The sequence below is a fragment of the Sporosarcina aquimarina genome (genome assembly GCF_019748715.1).
In the GTDB taxonomy this organism is placed as follows: Bacteria; Bacillota; Bacilli; order Bacillales_A; family Planococcaceae; genus Sporosarcina; species Sporosarcina newyorkensis.
Genome location: NZ_JACLBZ010000023.1, coordinates 89,579 through 106,675 on the forward strand (window position 1 = coordinate 89,579; position 17,097 = coordinate 106,675).

The following is a 17,097-nucleotide window of genomic DNA, read 5'->3' on the forward strand; positions in this document are numbered from 1 at the left end:
AAAAAAGCAGCGAATGAAATCATTCGCTGCTGGTTGATTAGTTAAATACTTTCTCTTTAAATTGTGAGAGCTTTTCTAATGAAGATTTGTCAATATCGGCATGTAGACTATTTCCGTGGGAGTCCATTGTTACGACTGCGGTGAAGTCTTCAACACGCAGGTGCCAGAGTGCTTCTGGTATTCCGAACTCAAGCAAATCAACGCCTTCTACTTCCTTAATGCAGTCTGCGTAATATTGGGCTGCTCCGCCAATTCCGTTCAAGTACACGCCGCCGTGTTCCTGGAGCGCCGCCAAAGTTTTAGGCCCCATGCCGCCTTTTCCGATGACTGCCCGAATACCGAATTTTTTCATGATATCTCCTTGATACGGCTCTTCACGAATTGAAGTCGTAGGACCTGCTGCCTTAATTTCATATTTGCCTTCTTCATTCTTCAGAACGACCGGACCGCAGTGGTAAATGACTTGGCCATTCAAATCAACTGGTGCATCATTGTCCATTAAATGCTTATGAATAGCATCACGGCCCGTATACATGCGACCGGAGATTTTCACGACGTCGCCAACACGCAAGTCTCTAATTTCTTCTTCTGTAATAGGTGCTTGCAATTTCACTACACGTGCTGTGGACTTTGTTTCTTCAGCAGGTTGTTCAAATGCAATTTTTTCGCCTTCATTGTAATGCCAGTCTGTAATTTCTCCAGTATCCGCATTGATGTCTACTGCCATGCGGCGATAAGCCCAGCAATTATATGCTACTGAAACATAGAAGCTCGCAGGAATCCGGTGCATAACACCAATTTTACAGCCAAGCAGCGTTGCTTCACCGCCGAAGCCCATTGTACCAATTCCTAGATGATTTGCTTTTTCCAGTACATAGTCTTCCAACTGTGCAAGTTCAGGAATTGGATTGACGTCGGTTACATCCCGGAAGAGTTGCTCTTTTGCCAAATCGTATCCGGATGAACGGTCGCCGCCGATACCTACACCGATGAATCCTGCTGAACACCCTTGTCCTTGTGCTTGATAAACGGAATGTAAGATACATTTACGAATACCATCTAAATCACGTCCAGCGCGTCCAAGCCCTTCTAATTCAGTTGGCAAGCTGTATTGGATATTCTTGTTTTCGCAGCCGCCGCCTTTTAGGATCAATTTCACTTCGATATGGTCTTGTTCCCATTGTTCAAACTTCACAACAGGCAAGCCGATCCCTAAGTTGTTTCCACTGTTATCGCCAGTCAAAGAATCAACTGCGTTCGGACGAAGTTTTCCATGTTCAGTAGCGAGTTCGATAGCGCGGTTAATTGCAGCTTTGATCTCCAATTGGTTAACACCGACGGGAGTTTTGATCTTGAATGTTGGCAGACCGGTATCTTGGCAAATAGGTGAAAGTTTTTCATCTGCCATATTAATGTTCTTAGCGATAGTATCGAGACTCATAGCGGAGCTCGTACCTTTGTTTTCTTTTTCTTTTGCGGAAAGAATCGCACGGCGAACATCCTTTGGTAAGTTCGTAGATGTTTCGCAAATTAGATCATACATACTTTTCTCGATTGATTCTATGTACATCTCAAAATCCCCCGTTATTTATGTTATTTTTTATAACTATCCATTTGTTCTTCCAGCTCATCAAGTAACATGATCAGCCGATCGATCTCTTGGAGACCCGTCTTTTCTGGTTCGATCGCTTCTAATGTTTCAAGGAATTGATTGAACCGATTTTTCAGTTCTACAACTTGGTCTTTGTTTTGTGATGTGTCCATATGTCCACCTCTTTCCATCATTGATATCGTATATGAAAACGCCATCTTTTTCAATCTGATTTTTCTCATTCAATTACATGCATAGCGCACATCCATCATGCAGATTTTTAGTATTTCTTAAGAAAAATTTATTAAATTCGAACAAAATAGTTTACAAGTGTCTGAATAGGTGGTATAGTCGGAATAATCAAATGAAAAGGAGGTCGTAGTTATAGAAGCGAATCGAATCCTAGGTACGTAATAACGAAGGAGGGGATCCGTAACAGTCCAATAAAAGTAAATACATTGGATAACTACGAATGTAAAATGCAAATTGAAGAAGGACCGAATAGGTAGGGACCTTGTCTGTTGGTGAAGTTAAACAGACAAGGTCTCTTTTTATTGGGTCACAGAATTTTCCTTTTCATACTCTTCGACCAGTTGGTCAAGAGAGTGGAACTTATAGCCTTGTTTCTTTGCATCGCGAATGAAATCAGGCAAGGCTTGGGCATTATCTGGAGAGACAGTATGCATGAGGATGACTGCGCCAGGGTGTAACTGCTTCATTAATTCATTATATGCATAATCTTTTCCTTTTGGTTGATCCTTATGCCAATCAATGAATGCGACGGACCAGAAAATATGCCGGTATCCAAGGTCATTACCCTTCTGCAGTAATTTCGCATTAAAGACACCTTCTGGCGGTCGTGTATAAATGGTGCGCTTTTGTCCTGTAGTCTCGTATAGGATCTCATCAAGCTTACTCCATTCTTCTTCCATTTGCTGTTCGGATAAGTTGGCCATATTCGGGTGATCATAGGAATGATTGCCGATTCCATGTCCGTCCTTAACCATTCGTTTCACTAAATCACTTGCGCTTTTTACATAATGGCCGGTCAAGAAAAATGTAGCGGGGGCTTTTTCCTTCTTCAAAGTGTCCAAAATGCTCTCTGTGTAGCCGTTTTCGTACCCATTGTCAAATGTTAGATACACAACTTTCTTATCGCCTTTCCCTTTATAGAGTGCTCCATAATCATCGAGCAATTTATCCAATTCCGCTCCAGCCGAAGGAGGCACTCCATCTGTGGCTTTCTTGAATCCCCAATGGAATTCTTCTGCCTTTACAGCAAAAGGATTGACTAAAATACCGACAACCAATAAGCATGAAGCCAATAAAATACCTGAAACGTGGCGAGCCATACAACATCACTCCTTTTAATAGAGCATGTGCGGTTTGGCTTTAAATATGTACTATGCAAACTTCGGAAAATGTTTGTCAGGGTGTTGTCAACATCCCAACAAACATTTCATTTCACAACAGATCTTCTAAAGCGGGCTTTAAAGATGGATATTGAAAAGTAAATCCATTTTTAAGGAGCTTATCTGGCAAAACATGCTGGCCTTGTAAGATGATCATGCTTTTCTCACCCAAAGTTAACTCCATAACGAAACTTGGGACGGGAAACCAATGTGGTCGATGGAGCACTTTTGCTACTGTTTTTCCGAAAGCATTCATATGCATCGGGCTCGGTGCTACAACATTGACAGGACCTTCAATCGCATTATTTTCCAATGAATAGATGATGGCGTTCGCAACGTCTTCAACATGTACCCAAGAAAACCATTGATTGCCTGAGCCGATTTTGCCGCCGGAGTATAATAGATAAGGCAACTTCATGAGAGGCAATGCGCCTCCATCTTTGCCAAGGACAATACCAAATCGAGTGAACACTGTTCGAACACCTAAATCGTTTGCATGGCTGGCAAGGCGCTCCCAATCATAAACTGTTTTAGCGAGAAAATTATCGCCGACCACTATGGATGATTCTGTGTACTCTTCAGTGAGCGATGGAGGATAGATTCCAATTGCGCTTCCATTTACTAATACACATGGCTTTTCAGGCAGTGACCGCAGAATACGCAGCACCTCTTGAGTAGCTGTGATTCGGCTATCGTGGATTTGTTTTTTGCGCTCTGTTGTCCACCGGCCATCATTAATTGAAACACCTGCCAGATTCACAACAGCGTCGACTTGACCAAGCTCATTTTCAGGTGAAGCGTTGTCTGTTAGCCACTGAACGTACTGGACACCATTCTGTTCGAAAGACGGTTTGCGTGTCAATATGATCACATCATGACCACTTTCTCGAAGCTTTGCAGTTAATATGCTGCCGATAAATCCAGTTCCTCCTGTAATAACGACTCTCATACTAATTCCCCTCCAAACTCTGCAAAATTAATACACTATTGCTGACCATCACTGAAAGAAGCGGTATACTAATACTAAGTAGGTGATGGAGAAATGCCGCTAATTACCAAAATATCACAACAAAAACGAGATAGCGAACGTTATAATATTTTTATTGATGAACAATATGCTTTTAGCGTCCATGAATCTGTACTGGTGAAATTTGAGCTCACTAAGGGTATGACGCTGGACGATTGGGAGACGGACGAAATTGTCTATGCAGACCAAATTGAAAAAGCATTTAACCGTGCATTACATTTTTTGTCTTTCCGTATGCGCAGTGAAATGGAAGTGAAAAAGAAGCTTCTTGAGAAAGATTATGGAGAAGCGATCGTCCTTGAGGCGATCGTGAAATTGAAACGACTTGGATTCCTAAATGATGAGGCATTCTCTGAAGCGCTGGTCCGGACTGAAAAGAACAGTTCTTTAAAAGGACCGAGAGCGATTCAGCAATCCCTTTATAAGAAAGGTATACCCAAGGAACTTCAAACTCAAGCATTGGAGGAGTACACGATGGAAGATCAAATGGACAATGCACTGAAGCTCGCTGAAAAGACAATACGCTCCAACAGCCAACAGCCGCCGGCACAAGTAAAACAGAAAATCCAAAATACATTAGCAAGAAAAGGATTTTCATTTGAACAAATTAAACAAGTGCTTAATAGCGTGAGCATTGAACGAGATGAAGATGAATGGACGGAAATCACTCAGAACTTTGGCGAAAAGGCGTGGAGACGCTATCAGAGTAAGTATTCCGGCGCTGATTTGAGACAGAGAGTGAAGCAATCGATGTATCAAAAGGGCATTCCGCTTGCGCAGATTGATCTTTTTATTGAACAGAAAAGGAATGAAGAAGATGGAGACTGAAAAACATTACAGCGAAATGAATGAAAATGAACTGCGGAGTGAAGTCGCTTCCCTCATGGAAAAAGCACGCAAAGCGGAACAGATGGGTATGATCAGTGAGTATGCTGTACACCAACGCAAAGCCGTCATGGTACAATCCTATTTGGTTGATCCGGAAAGTATCAAGCCAGGTGAAATGTATCGTATTGAAGGAGACGACGGTATGTTCTTTCAAGTAGATTACTTGAAAGGGTTATTTGCATGGGGCCATCGTTTAGGTGGAGAGAAAGCAATAGAAGCATTGCCGATCGCCATGTTGAAAGACGTGAAAAGCGGGAAGTAAACAAAAAGAACGCTCATGCATAATGCATGGACGTTCTTTAATTGTTAGGAGCAAATTTTAATTTCTTGCGAAGTTTGTCTTCAGAGAAGATCCATCCGGTATAGGAATTCACTACCTCCAAATCTTGATTGACATGAGCTACTGCGACAAATGGATAATATCCTTTACTTCGGTAGCGCAAATCGATGAGACGGACTTCATAAAGATCGCCAACATGTGAAACCGACCAGCGATACAGAGGAGAAAAGGACACAAAGGCCTTTAAATTCGGATCTTCTAGAGCTGCCGAGACTTGTGGAGAAGCTGGCATTGGTTCGCGTTTAAAACGGTCGTATAATGTAATCGACCGTCCGTATGCGCGTCCGACATAATGATCGACTTCAGTGGTCGCTGCCACACGCCATTGAAAAAATTTCATAGTCGGGGCGATGAAAATCTCAGTAGCACCGGGCACTGTCTTTTTGACAGATCTTTTTACTGCGCTTTTGACGGCGAACCGCAGTAAATAATAGAAAAATATTACGATATATAAAGTGGACATTGTGGCTAAAGGATCTGTACCGAGAAACCATGCGAGAATCGCGATGACGTGCAGGCCGAAAAAAATTGGATCAAATGTATTGATGACCCCGATCGCTACCCATTTTTGTGAAAAGGGCCGCAGTGCTTGTGTGCCGTATGAATTAAAAATATCTACAAAGACGTGGATAAACACAGCTAGAAAAGTCCATGCCCATACATGTAGAAACTCCGCTCCTGGAACAATGAGTGTCAAAAGGATCGAGATCAAGAGCGGCCATAACATGACGGCTGGAACGGAATGTGTAATCCCACGGTGATTGCGCAAATAAACGGCATTATTTCGCAGCTTTAACACGGTATCAATATCCGGAATCAGCGAGCCGACCATAATACCGGCAAATACCGCTCCCATAGTAGAAGGGTCATTCGCTACGGCAGAATCGGCCAGTGCTAGACCGCTAATCGCAACTCCCATGGCTATATGTGTACCTGTATCCAAATCATCACTCCTTTTTATCTTTATTCAGCAGAAGGCTCACACCTCTATAGGTGCTGAGATGAATTCGAATTTACTTCCTGTTCAGCGGGCATTCAAACGCCAGCTGAACAAGAGAAGTACGCAGGCTAAGATCGCCACATCCTGTGATAACGCCTGCATGATCAACATCCTGTTGACCTAAGCCTCCGGCGGATGTCACAGATTTTGAGAGGAGTTTTAAAAGATGGAGTTAGCCAAAACTCGCCGCGTCCTGCGGCAAAGGCTAACTGATCTGCGTCACGCAGACCTAAGCACAATTCAAAATCTGGACGCGATTACGCCGAGGCATAATTGATAGAGGAAAGAGTCGTAAAATGTCTAAGTCTGTATTAATTATATACCCTATTTCACGAGAACTAAAAGTATTTGAATAAAGAAGCGAGGGCATTATGCAAATAATTGAACAAAAAAAGGCGTTCCAACAGGCTTTATTGTCCTGGTATGAAGCTGAAAAAAGAGATTTACCTTGGAGAAGAACGAATAATCCATATTATATTTGGATTTCAGAAGTAATGCTGCAACAGACGCGAGTAGATACAGTCATACCGTATTATGAACGATTTATCGAAAAATTTCCGACGATGCAAGATTTGTCAGAAGCGAAAGAAGAAGAAATCCTGAAAATGTGGGAAGGTCTCGGTTATTATTCACGTGTCCGCAATCTTCAATCAGGTGTAAGAGAAGTTGTGGAAACCTACGGTGGGGAAGTGCCGAATACTAGAGAGAAAATTTCGGCGCTCAAAGGAGTCGGCCCATATACAGCGGGGGCGATCCTTAGTATAGCTTATGGTGTACCGGAGCATGCAGTTGATGGAAATGTCATGAGAGTCTTATCTCGCATATTGCTGATCGAAGAGGATATTGCTTTACCCCGAAATCGAAAAATATTCGAACAGGCGGTTATGGAATTGATTTCCGAAGAAGATGCCTCTTCATTCAATCAGGCCTTGATGGAATTGGGTGCGGTCATCTGTACACCGAATCCACGTTGCTTATTATGTCCGGTTCGTGATTTTTGTATCGCATTTGAGGAAGGTAAACAACAGCAATTGCCGATAAAATTGAAAAAGCAAAAGAAAAAGTATGTCTCACTTGCTGCATTCGCAATTCAAAATGAAGAAGGAAAATGGTTATTGCAAAAGAGACCAGGCACAGGTTTACTTGCAGGACTTTGGGAGTTTCCGATGGTAGAACTTCAAGAGTTGGATGCAGTGGAGACGTTTGAAAAAGACACCGGGCTCAAGTTGAAAAAAGTAACAGAGCTCACGCGATTCTCCCATCTGTTCTCGCACATCACATGGGACATTCATGCGTATCGTGCTCAATTGGAGGATGTTACTTCTAAAGAGCCGCTGAACTTTTATACAAAAGAACAAATTGAAGCCTTGCCGAAATCAAAGCCTGTGATGAAAATTATAGAAAGTATTGATTGGTAAAAACTTCTTTGCCGGTTCTGAATAAATATGAGGACGCTGGACATCATAAGGGGCACGGAGGTGAATAAATCCATGCCTAAGCAACCAAATCGTAATGCTCAATCTGCATCACAAACAGATGCGAATCAAGTGCGTAAGCAGAATGCACAGTCTGCTAATCAGCAAACGATGAACGAAGAGTACGCATCAGAAACTGATGTGAACCAAGTCCGTCAGCAAAATGCACAGTCTGCTGCGAACATGCAATCAGCATCTTCCAACATGCAATCATCTATGAATGAAGAATTTGCATCTGAGACTGATGTGAACGAGGTAAAAGAGCAAAACCGTCAAGCAGAAGCAAACAAGCAACAAGCTTCGGGTGCACGTGCGAACCAATTTAAAGGTTCCAAGTAAGTATGGACACCACCTACCGGTAGAAATGGCTATTATATGCCATTTCTACCGGTTTTTTTATGGACAAAACGAAGCAAGCACCCCGCAAAATTCAGGCAATTACAAAATAGATGGTTGAAACGTTTTAATTTTGGGAAGTCAGTTGGTATAATGAACAGATAGCAAGAGCGGTGGCATGAGGCTCAAAGGTGGTAGAGAAAATTGGCAATTCCAAAAGAAGGAGAAACGATACAGATCCACAGTTACAAACATAATGGCAAGATCCATCGTGTCTGGCAAGAAACGCTCGTATTAAAAGGAACCCGAAATATTGTCATTGGAGGAAATGAACGTACGCTCGTGACTGAATCAGACGGCCGAACATGGCTGACACGCGAGCCGTCCATCTGCTACTTTCATGCGGAAAATTGGTTCAATATCATTTGCATGTTGCGTGAAGACGGCGTCTATTATTACGTTAATATGAGTTCACCGTTTGTCTTTGACGAAAAGTCATTGAAGTATATTGATTACGACCTAGACGTGAAAGTTTTTCCGGATATGAGTTATTTGATTTTAGATGAGGATGAATATGCCGAACATAAACGTCAAATGAAATATCCAGAAGTGATCGATCAAATCCTGCAAGATAATTTAACCCAATTGCTGGGTTGGATCAAGCAAAGAAAAGGACCGTTTGCTCCTGACTTTATTAATGTATGGACCTCCAGGTTTGAGTTCTATAAGCAACTTCAGGATGAAAAACGTTGAACCTGCCTGCACTCGTGTGGGTCGGTTTTTTTTAACTGATTAGGAGAGGAACAGAATGGGTGAAAGTATTAAACGTTATCTACAATTCGTAAAACCTTATAATTGGCAGATCCTCTTTACCGTTCTTATCGGGATCATTAAGTTTGCCATTCCATTATTTTTACCGTTGCTGATCAAAATTGTCATTGACGACATCATAGGGGCACCGGCTATGTCCGACGCCGAGAAAACGAAGTATTTGTTTTATTGGCTAGGCGGCACGATTATTTTATTCTTTCTGATTCGACCTCCTGTTGAATATTATCGCCAATATTATGCGCAGTATGTCAGCAATAAGATTTTGTTTGATATACGGCGATCACTATATAGTCATTTGCAGAAGCTAGGTTTACGTTTTTATTCGAATACGCGTGCAGGTGAAGTGATTTCCAGGGTCATCAATGACGTGGAACAAACGAAAAACTTTGTGATGATCGGCTTAATGAACGTCTGGTTGGATTTGGCGACAATTATTATTGCGATTGCCATCATGCTGACTCTGGACGTGCAGTTAACTCTGGTCACATTGCTTGCTTTTCCTTTTTATGCGTTTAGCGTCAAGCATTTCTTCGGGAAGTTGCGTGAATTGACAAGAAAAAGGTCACAAGCTTTGGCGGATGTACAAAGTTATCTGCATGAACGGATAGCTGGAGTCAGCATTATTAAAAGTTTTGCCATCGAAGACAAAGAGCAAGAACGTTTTGATGAAGTGAACAATGCCTTTTTAGATCGTGCAATCGAACATACAAGATGGAATGCGAAGGCATTTGCCGTGGTCAATACAATCACTGACGTCGCACCGTTACTCGTTATCGGTTTTGCGGGGTATCAAGTGATCAACGGCTCGCTGTCAGTCGGTACGATGGTCGCATTTATTGCGTTCATCGAGCGTCTGTATTCTCCTTTGAGACGGTTGGTTAACTCTTCGACATCGCTGACTCAGTCATTTGCTTCGATGGATCGGGTGCTTGATTTGATGAATGAGAAGTATGATGTGGTGGATAAAGAAGATGCAAAGGTACTGCCGCCAATTAACGGAGAAATTCAATTCGAGAATGTCAGTTTTGCTTATGAGGAAGAAGAGGTGTTGAAAAACATCAGCTTGACGATCCGTCCGGGTGAGACCGCTGCGTTAGTTGGTATGAGTGGCGGAGGGAAGTCAACGATCATCAGTTTGATTCCTCGCTTCTATGATGTCAATTCGGGAGCGATCCGTGTCGATGGATATGATATCAGGGATGTCAAAGTCAAATCCCTGCGTGATCAAATTGGTATGGTGCTCCAAGACTCCATTTTGTTCAGCGATTCGGTTAAAAGCAATATTCTGATGGGCAAGCCCGATGCGACGGACGAAGAAGTTGTGGCTGCGGCTAAAGCTGCGAACGCACATGACTTCATTGAGACGTTGCCTGAAGGGTATGATACACGAGTCGGGGAACGTGGTGTAAAATTATCTGGCGGTCAAAAGCAACGAATCTCGATCGCGCGTGTATTTTTGAAAAACCCGGCGCTGCTTATTTTGGATGAAGCAACATCTGCGCTCGACTTGGAAAGTGAAGCCTTGATTCAAGACTCGCTCGAACGACTGGCGCATGAACGGACTACTCTGATTGTAGCGCATCGTTTGTCGACTATTACACACGCGGACTGTATCTATGTAATTGATCATGGAGAATTAAAAGAATCAGGAACTCACCAAGAATTGATGAGACGCGAAGGCGTATATGCCGGGCTCTACAATCGACAGGAATTGGGAGGGTAATTAAAAAGCTGCGATGGACTAAGAAACAGTCTATCGCAGTTTTTATCTTTAATTAATAAAATTCATCTTCTAAAGCAGCATTATCTTCATCTTCAAATCTTGATTGATAAGAAGTGATCAACATATCCAAATGCTCCAGCTGTTCTTCATAGTTCAACATGGAAGAGAGAATATGGAGTAAATGGTAGGCAGAGAATTCCTCGTCTTCTTTGGTGATGGCAATTTCCTTCGCGAAAATATCCATTACCTCTTGTCGCTGAATGAATTCATTATGCACTCCATCCTCATCGCGTTCTGCCTTTAACCTCCCGATGAATTTCAAGTGAAGCTGCTCATGGTAGACGAGCAATGCTTCGAGTCGTTCTTGCACCATCATACGGAAGTGATCAGGAAGATTGATAAGTTCGTTTTCGAATTTATGCAATCTCTTAAGCACATCGTAACTGCTGCGAGTTGTTGCAACCATCTGCCGATAGACAACAAGTTTTCGGGCTTTGGAAGCAGTGGTTTTTTTAATGTAGCTGCGTTCTTCCTTGAATAGCAAGTAGAGCTGGTCGATTTGAACGAGTCGTTCTTTCAGTTTGCCCAAAGACTTTTTTGTGGCAGAATGCTCAGAAGCCTGACGACCTGCGAGACGGGTCCAACGAATGATTTCATCCTGAGCTTGATGGATTGCCTGAAACAGTTTCGTTTCATACTTCGGTGGCATAAAGACCATGTTCACGATGAAAGCTGCGAGTACACCGACGAGAATAGTGGATACCCGGAGTAAGGCGAAGGTTAGGAAGTTATCGTCTTTTACCTCCATAACGGCAATCATTGTGACGAGCGCAAGAGAAATAGATTTCTCGAGACCTAGCTTCAACATGATGATCATAACAATCACTGCAGCTAATCCTACAACGACTAGTTGCGGACCAAAAATAAGTGTGAACGACACTGCCACAGCGGCGCCGATCAGATTCCCTTGCAATTGTTCAATGATCGTTAAATACGATCTATAAATAGATGGCTGGATTGCGAAAATCGCTGCTATCCCTGCAAATACCGCAGTTGGTAACTCAAGTAATTGAGCGAGAAATAGGGCAAATACAATCGCAATACCCGTTTTAAAGACGCGGGCACCAAGTTTCATTGGGTAATTCCTTTCCTGAATAAGCTCTTTTTTGCTACTTTACAATATAGCCGAGAAACGGTCAATCCATTGATTCGGCTAATGTTTTAAATGAACGATCTACCGCTTTTAAAGTTTCCTTTACATCATTTTCTGTATGGGCAGTAGTCAAGAACCAAGCTTCATACTTAGAAGGCGCAAGATTCACACCGTTTTTCAGCATTTCTTTGAAGAAACGCCCGAAAATTTCTCCGTCTGTCGCTTCGGCTTGCTCATAATTTTCCACAGTGACATCGGTAAAGAACAATGTGAGTGCTCCACCTAATCGGTTGATGGTCATCTGGATGCCGTGCTTGTTCGCTAATTCCAAAATCCCGACTTCTAATAAACCGCCGAGGCGATCCATTTCGTCATAGACACCCGGTTCTTGCAAGACTTCGAGGCAAGCGATACCAGAAAGCATGGATGCCGGGTTTCCTGCCATAGTACCTGCTTGATAGGCGGGACCGAGCGGAGCAACTTGTTCCATGATTTCTTTTTTACCGCCATAAGCACCAATCGGAAGTCCGCCGCCGATAATCTTGCCAAAAGCCGTTAAGTCCGGCTGGAGACCGAGCAGTGTTTGTGCAGCTCCATAATGGAAACGGAATGCTGTGATGACTTCATCATACACCGTAAGTACTCCTTTATCGGCAGCAAGTTCATGAACGAGTTCCAAGAAACCTTCATTCGGTTCGACAATACCGAAGTTTCCTACAATCGGTTCAATTAAAATACAAGCTAACTCGTCTCCCCATTTATCCATCGCTTCTTTGTAGCTCTTTGGATCATTAAATGGAATTGTAATAACTTCTTTTGCAATGGAAGATGGAACACCTGCGGAATCAGGGGTGCCAAGTGTTGCGGGTCCGGAGCCTGCTGCGACAAGGACAAGGTCAGAATGTCCATGATAACAACCTGCGAACTTCATGATCTTCGTACGTCCAGTATATGCTCGTGCGACACGGATTGTTGTCATGACGGCTTCCGTGCCAGAGTTGACGAAGCGGACTTTATCCATTCCGGGAATGGCATCCTTCAGCATTTTGGCAAATTTCACTTCATGGCGGGTAGGCGTTCCATATAAGACGCCTGTTTCCGCTGCTTTCGTAATGGCTTTTGTAATATGAGGGTGTGCGTGCCCTGTAATGATTGGTCCGTATGCGCCTAGATAATCAATATATCGATTACCGTCCACGTCATAAAAATAAGCGCCTTCCGCACGTTCCATGACAGTGGGAGCCCCGCCGCCAACCGCTTTATACCCGCGGGACGGACTGTTTACTCCACCTACAATATGTTCACATGCTTCTGCGTAGATTGCTTCTGAATTTTTTCGGTTCATCAGTGAATTCCTCCAAATCAATTATACGTTACCCATTTTAGCATTAATCACCAGTAAGTCTCCACCTTCAGCGTCGCGTTGCAGTAAATTGAAAAGCCCGTTCATTTCGGCTACGATAAGTATGGGTAATTTCAGAATAATGAACGTTTTCATCACACAGAGGAGGTTTTTTTGAATGGACAAGTTAGAAGGACTGCAGGCACCTGTATTCTCGTTGCCAAACGAAAATGGAGATATCGTTTCATTGGAACAATTTAAAGGGGAAAAGTATGTGGTGCTGTATTTTTATCCGAAAGATGCAACACCTGGCTGTACGACAGAGGCTTGTGATTTTCGCGATGCGGTCAATGAATTTGAAGAATTAAATGCAGTAATTTTAGGTGTAAGTCCCGATCATGAGGCTTCTCACCAAAAATTCATTGAAAAGCATGGGTTGCCTTTCTCTCTTCTGGTAGACGAGGATCATGCGGTTGCCGAGCAGTACGGTGTATGGAAGCTGAAAAAGAATTTCGGTAAAGAGTATATGGGGATTGAGCGATCTACATTCCTAATCGACCCGACAGGTACAGTAGTAAGAGAATGGCGGAAAGTGCGAGTGAAAGGGCATGTGGAAGATGCACTGGCTACACTTCAACAATTGACAAAATAGGGGGTTCGATTATGAAGGTATTATTCACGTTTAAGGTGAAAACGGCATTTAAAGAACAACTAAGCAAGGAATATCCGAATGTCGAATTCATCTATACAGCTTCTATTGAAGATGTTTCGTTAGAAGGCGTCGAAGTGATTGCGACTGAAGGAGTCGATCTTACGGAAGAGATTATCGAGCGTGCTTCTGCGTTGAGATGGGTCATGGTGGCGGCAGTTGGGGTGGACGAACTCCCATTGAATGCATTGCAGAAGAAAGGCATTATCGTCACGAATTCGCATGGTGTCCATAAGATGCCGCTGGCTGAATCAGTGCTGGCACATTTATTGTCGCTCGAAAGAGGTTTGCCCGGAATTTATGCAAGACAGACCGAAATGCGCTGGGAGTTGGATAAAATACCTGGTGAAGTGAATAGCTCGACAGCTTTGATCGTGGGGACTGGAGCAATCGGCGGGGAAATCGGCAGGTTGTTGCAGGCATTTCATGTACACACAATCGGTTGCAATCGGTCAGGACACGACAGCCCGTCGATGAATGAAACCATTTCATTTTCTGAAATCATGATGAAGTTGCCGGAAGCGGACTATGTCATTTCAATTTTGCCAAGTACACCGGCAACAAGGTGGATTTATCAGGCTGAGCACTTTCAAGCGATGAAAAATTCCGCAATTTTCATGAACGTGGGAAGAGGAGACGCTGTCAAAGAACAGATTGTCGTCGATGCATTGGAAAATCAAGAAATCCGTCATGCGGTTTTAGATGTATTTGAAACAGAGCCTTTATCTGTGGACAGTCCGCTATGGAAACTGCCCAATTGCACGGTTTCACCGCATATGTCCAGCATATCCGATCAATACATCATACGTTCACTCGGCATCATGGAGACGAACTTGGATAAATGGTTGACGGGTGATAAAGAACTCATAAATCAGGTAGATCTGAAAAAAGGGTATTGATACTTTCGAGAAATAGTGAAAAAATATGGTCTGAAATCAAGGTTCTCAGCAGAAAAGTTGACAGTATGCCCCTTCATTGAGTAAACTAATTATAATGATTATAAAGAAGTAATCTTTATGAAGTGAGGTGCATTACGATGCCGGGAGTTTTCTTGAAAGATGCGCTTGTGACGTTGAAAGAAAGTGGTGTAAGAATTACTCCGCAGCGACATGCAATTCTGGAGTATTTAATCACTTCTCATACACACCCGACCGCTGATGAGATTTATAAAGCCCTTGAATCAGACTTTCCAAATATGAGCGTAGCAACAGTCTATAATAACTTACGTGTATTCCAAAATGCCGGCCTTGTGAAAGAGTTGACATACGGAGATGCATCGAGTCGTTTTGATTTTGTGACCCACGACCATTATCATATTATTTGCGACGAGTGTGGAAAAATAGTGGATTTCCATCATCCAGGGCTTGAAGAAGTGGAGCGCCTAGCTGCCCACGTAACAGGTTTCAAAGTGAATTCACATCGTTTAGAAGTGTATGGCACTTGTCCTGACTGCGGGGAAGCTCAAAACGAAGCAAAATAAAAAGAGTGTAACCCAATTGGGCTACACTCTTTTTATTTTGATGACTCTTCGTGGGACATCTTAGATTTATTATACGCCACGTCAAACTCTTTACCTTCTAATTCAGGATCAAGTGTTAATGGTTCACGGCAATGTCCGCACATATCTACACGACCGAGCATTTTTGTGTGTTTCCCACAATTTGGACATTTTATTCTAACGGCTCGTGTCGACAACGTACCAATCCATGCATATACAACAGTACTTGCGATAATAGCGAGTACCCCGAGGAACATGAAGATTAGCATCACAATTTCATTGGAACGGAAAAAGATCCCGATATACATAATGACAACTCCAATAAAAATGAGCGACAAGGCGAATGAACGAATGCGATTTATTTTATTTTTATAAGGTTTCATCTCTAGTTTCCTCCTAACACTATCCTTCCCTAATATATCATACTCTTAAATAATTGCAGTACAATCTCACTTTAAATTAAAGGATTTTATGTGAAATTCGTCGAAGAAGAGTATTCGAGATGTTCGAGAAAGAACTGGGAGGCGGAAAAGTGGAACAGATATTACGGCCAGTTTACCAGGAGAGGGCAAGTCTGCCTGACACGTTAAGTGTGCTGCTTATTGAAAACCAAAGAGAAGACGATCCGATTACGGATACATTTGACACAATACTTTTCATTATTACTTCAAATAATGAAGTGCCTATACAAACAAAACATTATACAGACGGCAAACTTAAAGCGGCCATGCATATCATTAGTGAAAAACAATTAACACACTGGCTGTTGGTTGGAACGAATAAGAAAATCATTGATTGGCTCGTTCTAGGCAAAATCTATTTTGACCGAGATGAATATGCGGAACGTCTTAAACAGCAGTTATCCGCAGAGCCTTTATTCGGAAGAAATATTAAAATGGGTATGGAATTAGCTAAAATGATTCGCGCATATAATGAAGGGAAAATTCATTTTGAGAGAAAGCGGTATATGGATGCTTATCTGCGTGCTATAAATTCCTTACATCATCTTGCAAGATTGGTGGCGATAAAGGCCAACACATTACCCGAAGAAACTGTATGGTCCCAAATGAAAAAAATAGACCCTGCCGTCTATAAGCTTTATGAAGAATTGATCGGCAGTGAAGAAGCTGTGGAGAAAAGACTGGATTTGGTTTTCCTAGCAAGCGAATTTTTCATTCATAATTACACGAATGAAGCGTCAGAGCATCTACTAGGTATATTAAACAAAAAAGAATCATGGAATATTCAAGAGTTGCACGAACGAGAAGAGTTGTCTTTGTATTCTTCGGACTTGGAGTTCTTTATAGAATACCTAGTGGATAAACAACTTATCGAAACCGTTAGTGTGCCATCCAAGAATGATTTGTTATTCCATAGAGAATACCGATTGGCACGGGCTTTGAAGACCATGTAGAGCGGTTTTTAATACGCTCTATAATTTTTTTGAAATAATTGTTGACTTATTATTTGAATGCATGGTATTATATTAAATGTCGTCAGGGACACAACGTCCTTACAACGCACACAACACTCTGGAAAAAACTTTTTTCAAAAAAGACTTGACGAGTTAAATTAAGATGTGGTAGATTAGAGAAGTCGCTTTTATAGCAAGCGCACAACATGAACCTTGAAAACTGAACAGCAAAACGTTAACGAATTATACGTTTGTGCATCGGCTCTGCCGGTGACATAAACAAAATGAGTATCTTAAATGATGCCAGCAAGAAATCGAGCTAACTCGAATTTCTCTTTTATGGAGAGTTTGATCCTGG

General features: G+C 42.4%; 18 protein-coding genes. 10 read left to right on the top strand and 8 right to left on the bottom strand.

Annotated elements, in window-relative coordinates:
• Nucleotides 1-37 precede the first annotated feature (37 nt).
• The 4 genes from H7J92_RS11830 to H7J92_RS11845 all read right to left on the bottom strand — a co-directional run bounded on the left by H7J92_RS11830 (nt 38) and on the right by H7J92_RS11845 (nt 3,952).
• Nucleotides 38-1,570, bottom strand: coding sequence for a fumarate hydratase (locus H7J92_RS11830; protein ID WP_246602862.1), 1,533 nt, complete (start codon nt 1,568-1,570; stop codon nt 38-40).
• 23 nt (nt 1,571-1,593) lie between these two features.
• Nucleotides 1,594-1,764 carry an SE1561 family protein gene (locus H7J92_RS11835; RefSeq protein WP_171805944.1) on the bottom strand — a complete coding sequence of 57 codons (171 nt, stop codon included), beginning with the start codon at nt 1,762-1,764 and terminating at the stop codon, nt 1,594-1,596.
• Nucleotides 1,765-2,142: 378 nt separating this feature from the next.
• Nucleotides 2,143-2,943 (bottom strand): delta-lactam-biosynthetic de-N-acetylase, encoded by an 801-nt coding sequence (gene pdaA, locus H7J92_RS11840; RefSeq protein ID WP_009498463.1) that lies wholly within the window; start codon nt 2,941-2,943, stop codon nt 2,143-2,145.
• A 112-nt stretch (nt 2,944-3,055) separates the two neighbouring features.
• Nucleotides 3,056-3,952 (bottom strand): TIGR01777 family oxidoreductase, encoded by an 897-nt coding sequence (locus tag H7J92_RS11845; RefSeq protein WP_009498462.1) that lies wholly within the window; start codon nt 3,950-3,952, stop codon nt 3,056-3,058.
• Nucleotides 3,953-4,045: 93 nt separating this feature from the next.
• Between H7J92_RS11845 and recX the strand changes: the two genes are divergently transcribed.
• Together recX and H7J92_RS11855 are read left to right on the top strand one after the other, a co-directional pair.
• Nucleotides 4,046-4,858 (top strand): recombination regulator RecX, encoded by an 813-nt coding sequence (gene recX / locus H7J92_RS11850; protein ID WP_009498461.1) that lies wholly within the window; start codon nt 4,046-4,048, stop codon nt 4,856-4,858.
• Nucleotides 4,848-5,180 (top strand): YfhH family protein, encoded by a 333-nt coding sequence (locus tag H7J92_RS11855; RefSeq protein ID WP_040759803.1) that lies wholly within the window; start codon nt 4,848-4,850, stop codon nt 5,178-5,180. The genes recX and H7J92_RS11855 overlap by 11 nt, the downstream gene beginning before the upstream one ends.
• A 37-nt stretch (nt 5,181-5,217) precedes the next feature.
• On the opposite strand, the gene H7J92_RS11860 is transcribed toward H7J92_RS11855, so the two are convergent.
• Nucleotides 5,218-6,201 carry a metal-dependent hydrolase gene (locus H7J92_RS11860; RefSeq protein ID WP_221837088.1) on the bottom strand — a complete coding sequence of 328 codons (984 nt, stop codon included), beginning with the start codon at nt 6,199-6,201 and terminating at the stop codon, nt 5,218-5,220.
• A gap of 428 nt (nt 6,202-6,629) precedes the next feature.
• On the opposite strand from H7J92_RS11860, the gene mutY reads away from it, so the two are divergent.
• From mutY to H7J92_RS11880, 4 genes are all read left to right on the top strand, one after another.
• Nucleotides 6,630-7,676 carry an A/G-specific adenine glycosylase gene (gene mutY, locus H7J92_RS11865; protein WP_078818385.1) on the top strand — a complete coding sequence of 349 codons (1,047 nt, stop codon included), beginning with the start codon at nt 6,630-6,632 and terminating at the stop codon, nt 7,674-7,676.
• 72 nt (nt 7,677-7,748) lie between these two features.
• Nucleotides 7,749-8,072, top strand: a complete 324-nt coding sequence (locus H7J92_RS11870) for a gamma-type small acid-soluble spore protein (protein WP_040759802.1) — start codon at nt 7,749-7,751, stop codon at nt 8,070-8,072.
• A 201-nt stretch (nt 8,073-8,273) separates the two neighbouring features.
• Entirely contained in the window at nt 8,274-8,822 is a 549-nt protein-coding gene (gene ntdP / locus H7J92_RS11875; RefSeq protein WP_009498455.1) for a nucleoside tri-diphosphate phosphatase, read from the top strand.
• A gap of 55 nt (nt 8,823-8,877) precedes the next feature.
• Nucleotides 8,878-10,623: an ABC transporter ATP-binding protein gene (locus tag H7J92_RS11880; protein ID WP_078818384.1), complete on the top strand. Its 1,746-nt coding sequence runs from the start codon at nt 8,878-8,880 to the stop codon at nt 10,621-10,623.
• 52 nt (nt 10,624-10,675) lie between these two features.
• Here the strand turns inward: H7J92_RS11880 and H7J92_RS11885 are convergent, their stop codons facing one another.
• On the bottom strand, nt 10,676-11,758 hold the full coding sequence (locus tag H7J92_RS11885; protein WP_009498453.1) for an FUSC family protein: 1,083 nt from the start codon (nt 11,756-11,758) through the stop codon (nt 10,676-10,678).
• A gap of 61 nt (nt 11,759-11,819) precedes the next feature.
• Nucleotides 11,820-13,121, bottom strand: a complete 1,302-nt coding sequence (locus H7J92_RS11890; protein ID WP_078818383.1) for a glutamate-1-semialdehyde 2,1-aminomutase — start codon at nt 13,119-13,121, stop codon at nt 11,820-11,822.
• Nucleotides 13,122-13,296: 175 nt separating this feature from the next.
• Between H7J92_RS11890 and bcp the strand changes: the two genes are divergently transcribed.
• From bcp to perR, 3 genes are all read left to right on the top strand, one after another.
• On the top strand, nt 13,297-13,770 hold the full coding sequence (gene bcp, locus H7J92_RS11895; RefSeq protein WP_078818382.1) for a thioredoxin-dependent thiol peroxidase: 474 nt from the start codon (nt 13,297-13,299) through the stop codon (nt 13,768-13,770).
• An 11-nt stretch (nt 13,771-13,781) separates the two neighbouring features.
• Nucleotides 13,782-14,726, top strand: coding sequence for a D-2-hydroxyacid dehydrogenase (locus H7J92_RS11900; protein WP_078818381.1), 945 nt, complete (start codon nt 13,782-13,784; stop codon nt 14,724-14,726).
• Nucleotides 14,727-14,863: 137 nt separating this feature from the next.
• The gene (gene perR / locus H7J92_RS11905; RefSeq protein ID WP_078818380.1) at nt 14,864-15,307 is read left to right on the top strand and encodes a peroxide-responsive transcriptional repressor PerR; all 444 of its coding nucleotides are present in this window, start codon (nt 14,864-14,866) and stop codon (nt 15,305-15,307) included.
• A gap of 32 nt (nt 15,308-15,339) precedes the next feature.
• On the opposite strand, the gene H7J92_RS11910 is transcribed toward perR, so the two are convergent.
• Entirely contained in the window at nt 15,340-15,708 is a 369-nt protein-coding gene (locus tag H7J92_RS11910) for a YgzB family protein (protein WP_009498447.1), read from the bottom strand.
• A 149-nt stretch (nt 15,709-15,857) separates the two neighbouring features.
• Here H7J92_RS11910 and H7J92_RS11915 point away from each other — a divergent pair, with 149 nt between their 5' ends.
• Nucleotides 15,858-16,739, top strand: a complete 882-nt coding sequence (locus H7J92_RS11915) for a nucleotidyltransferase-like protein (RefSeq protein ID WP_009498446.1) — start codon at nt 15,858-15,860, stop codon at nt 16,737-16,739.
• Nucleotides 16,740-17,097: the final 358 nt, after the last annotated feature.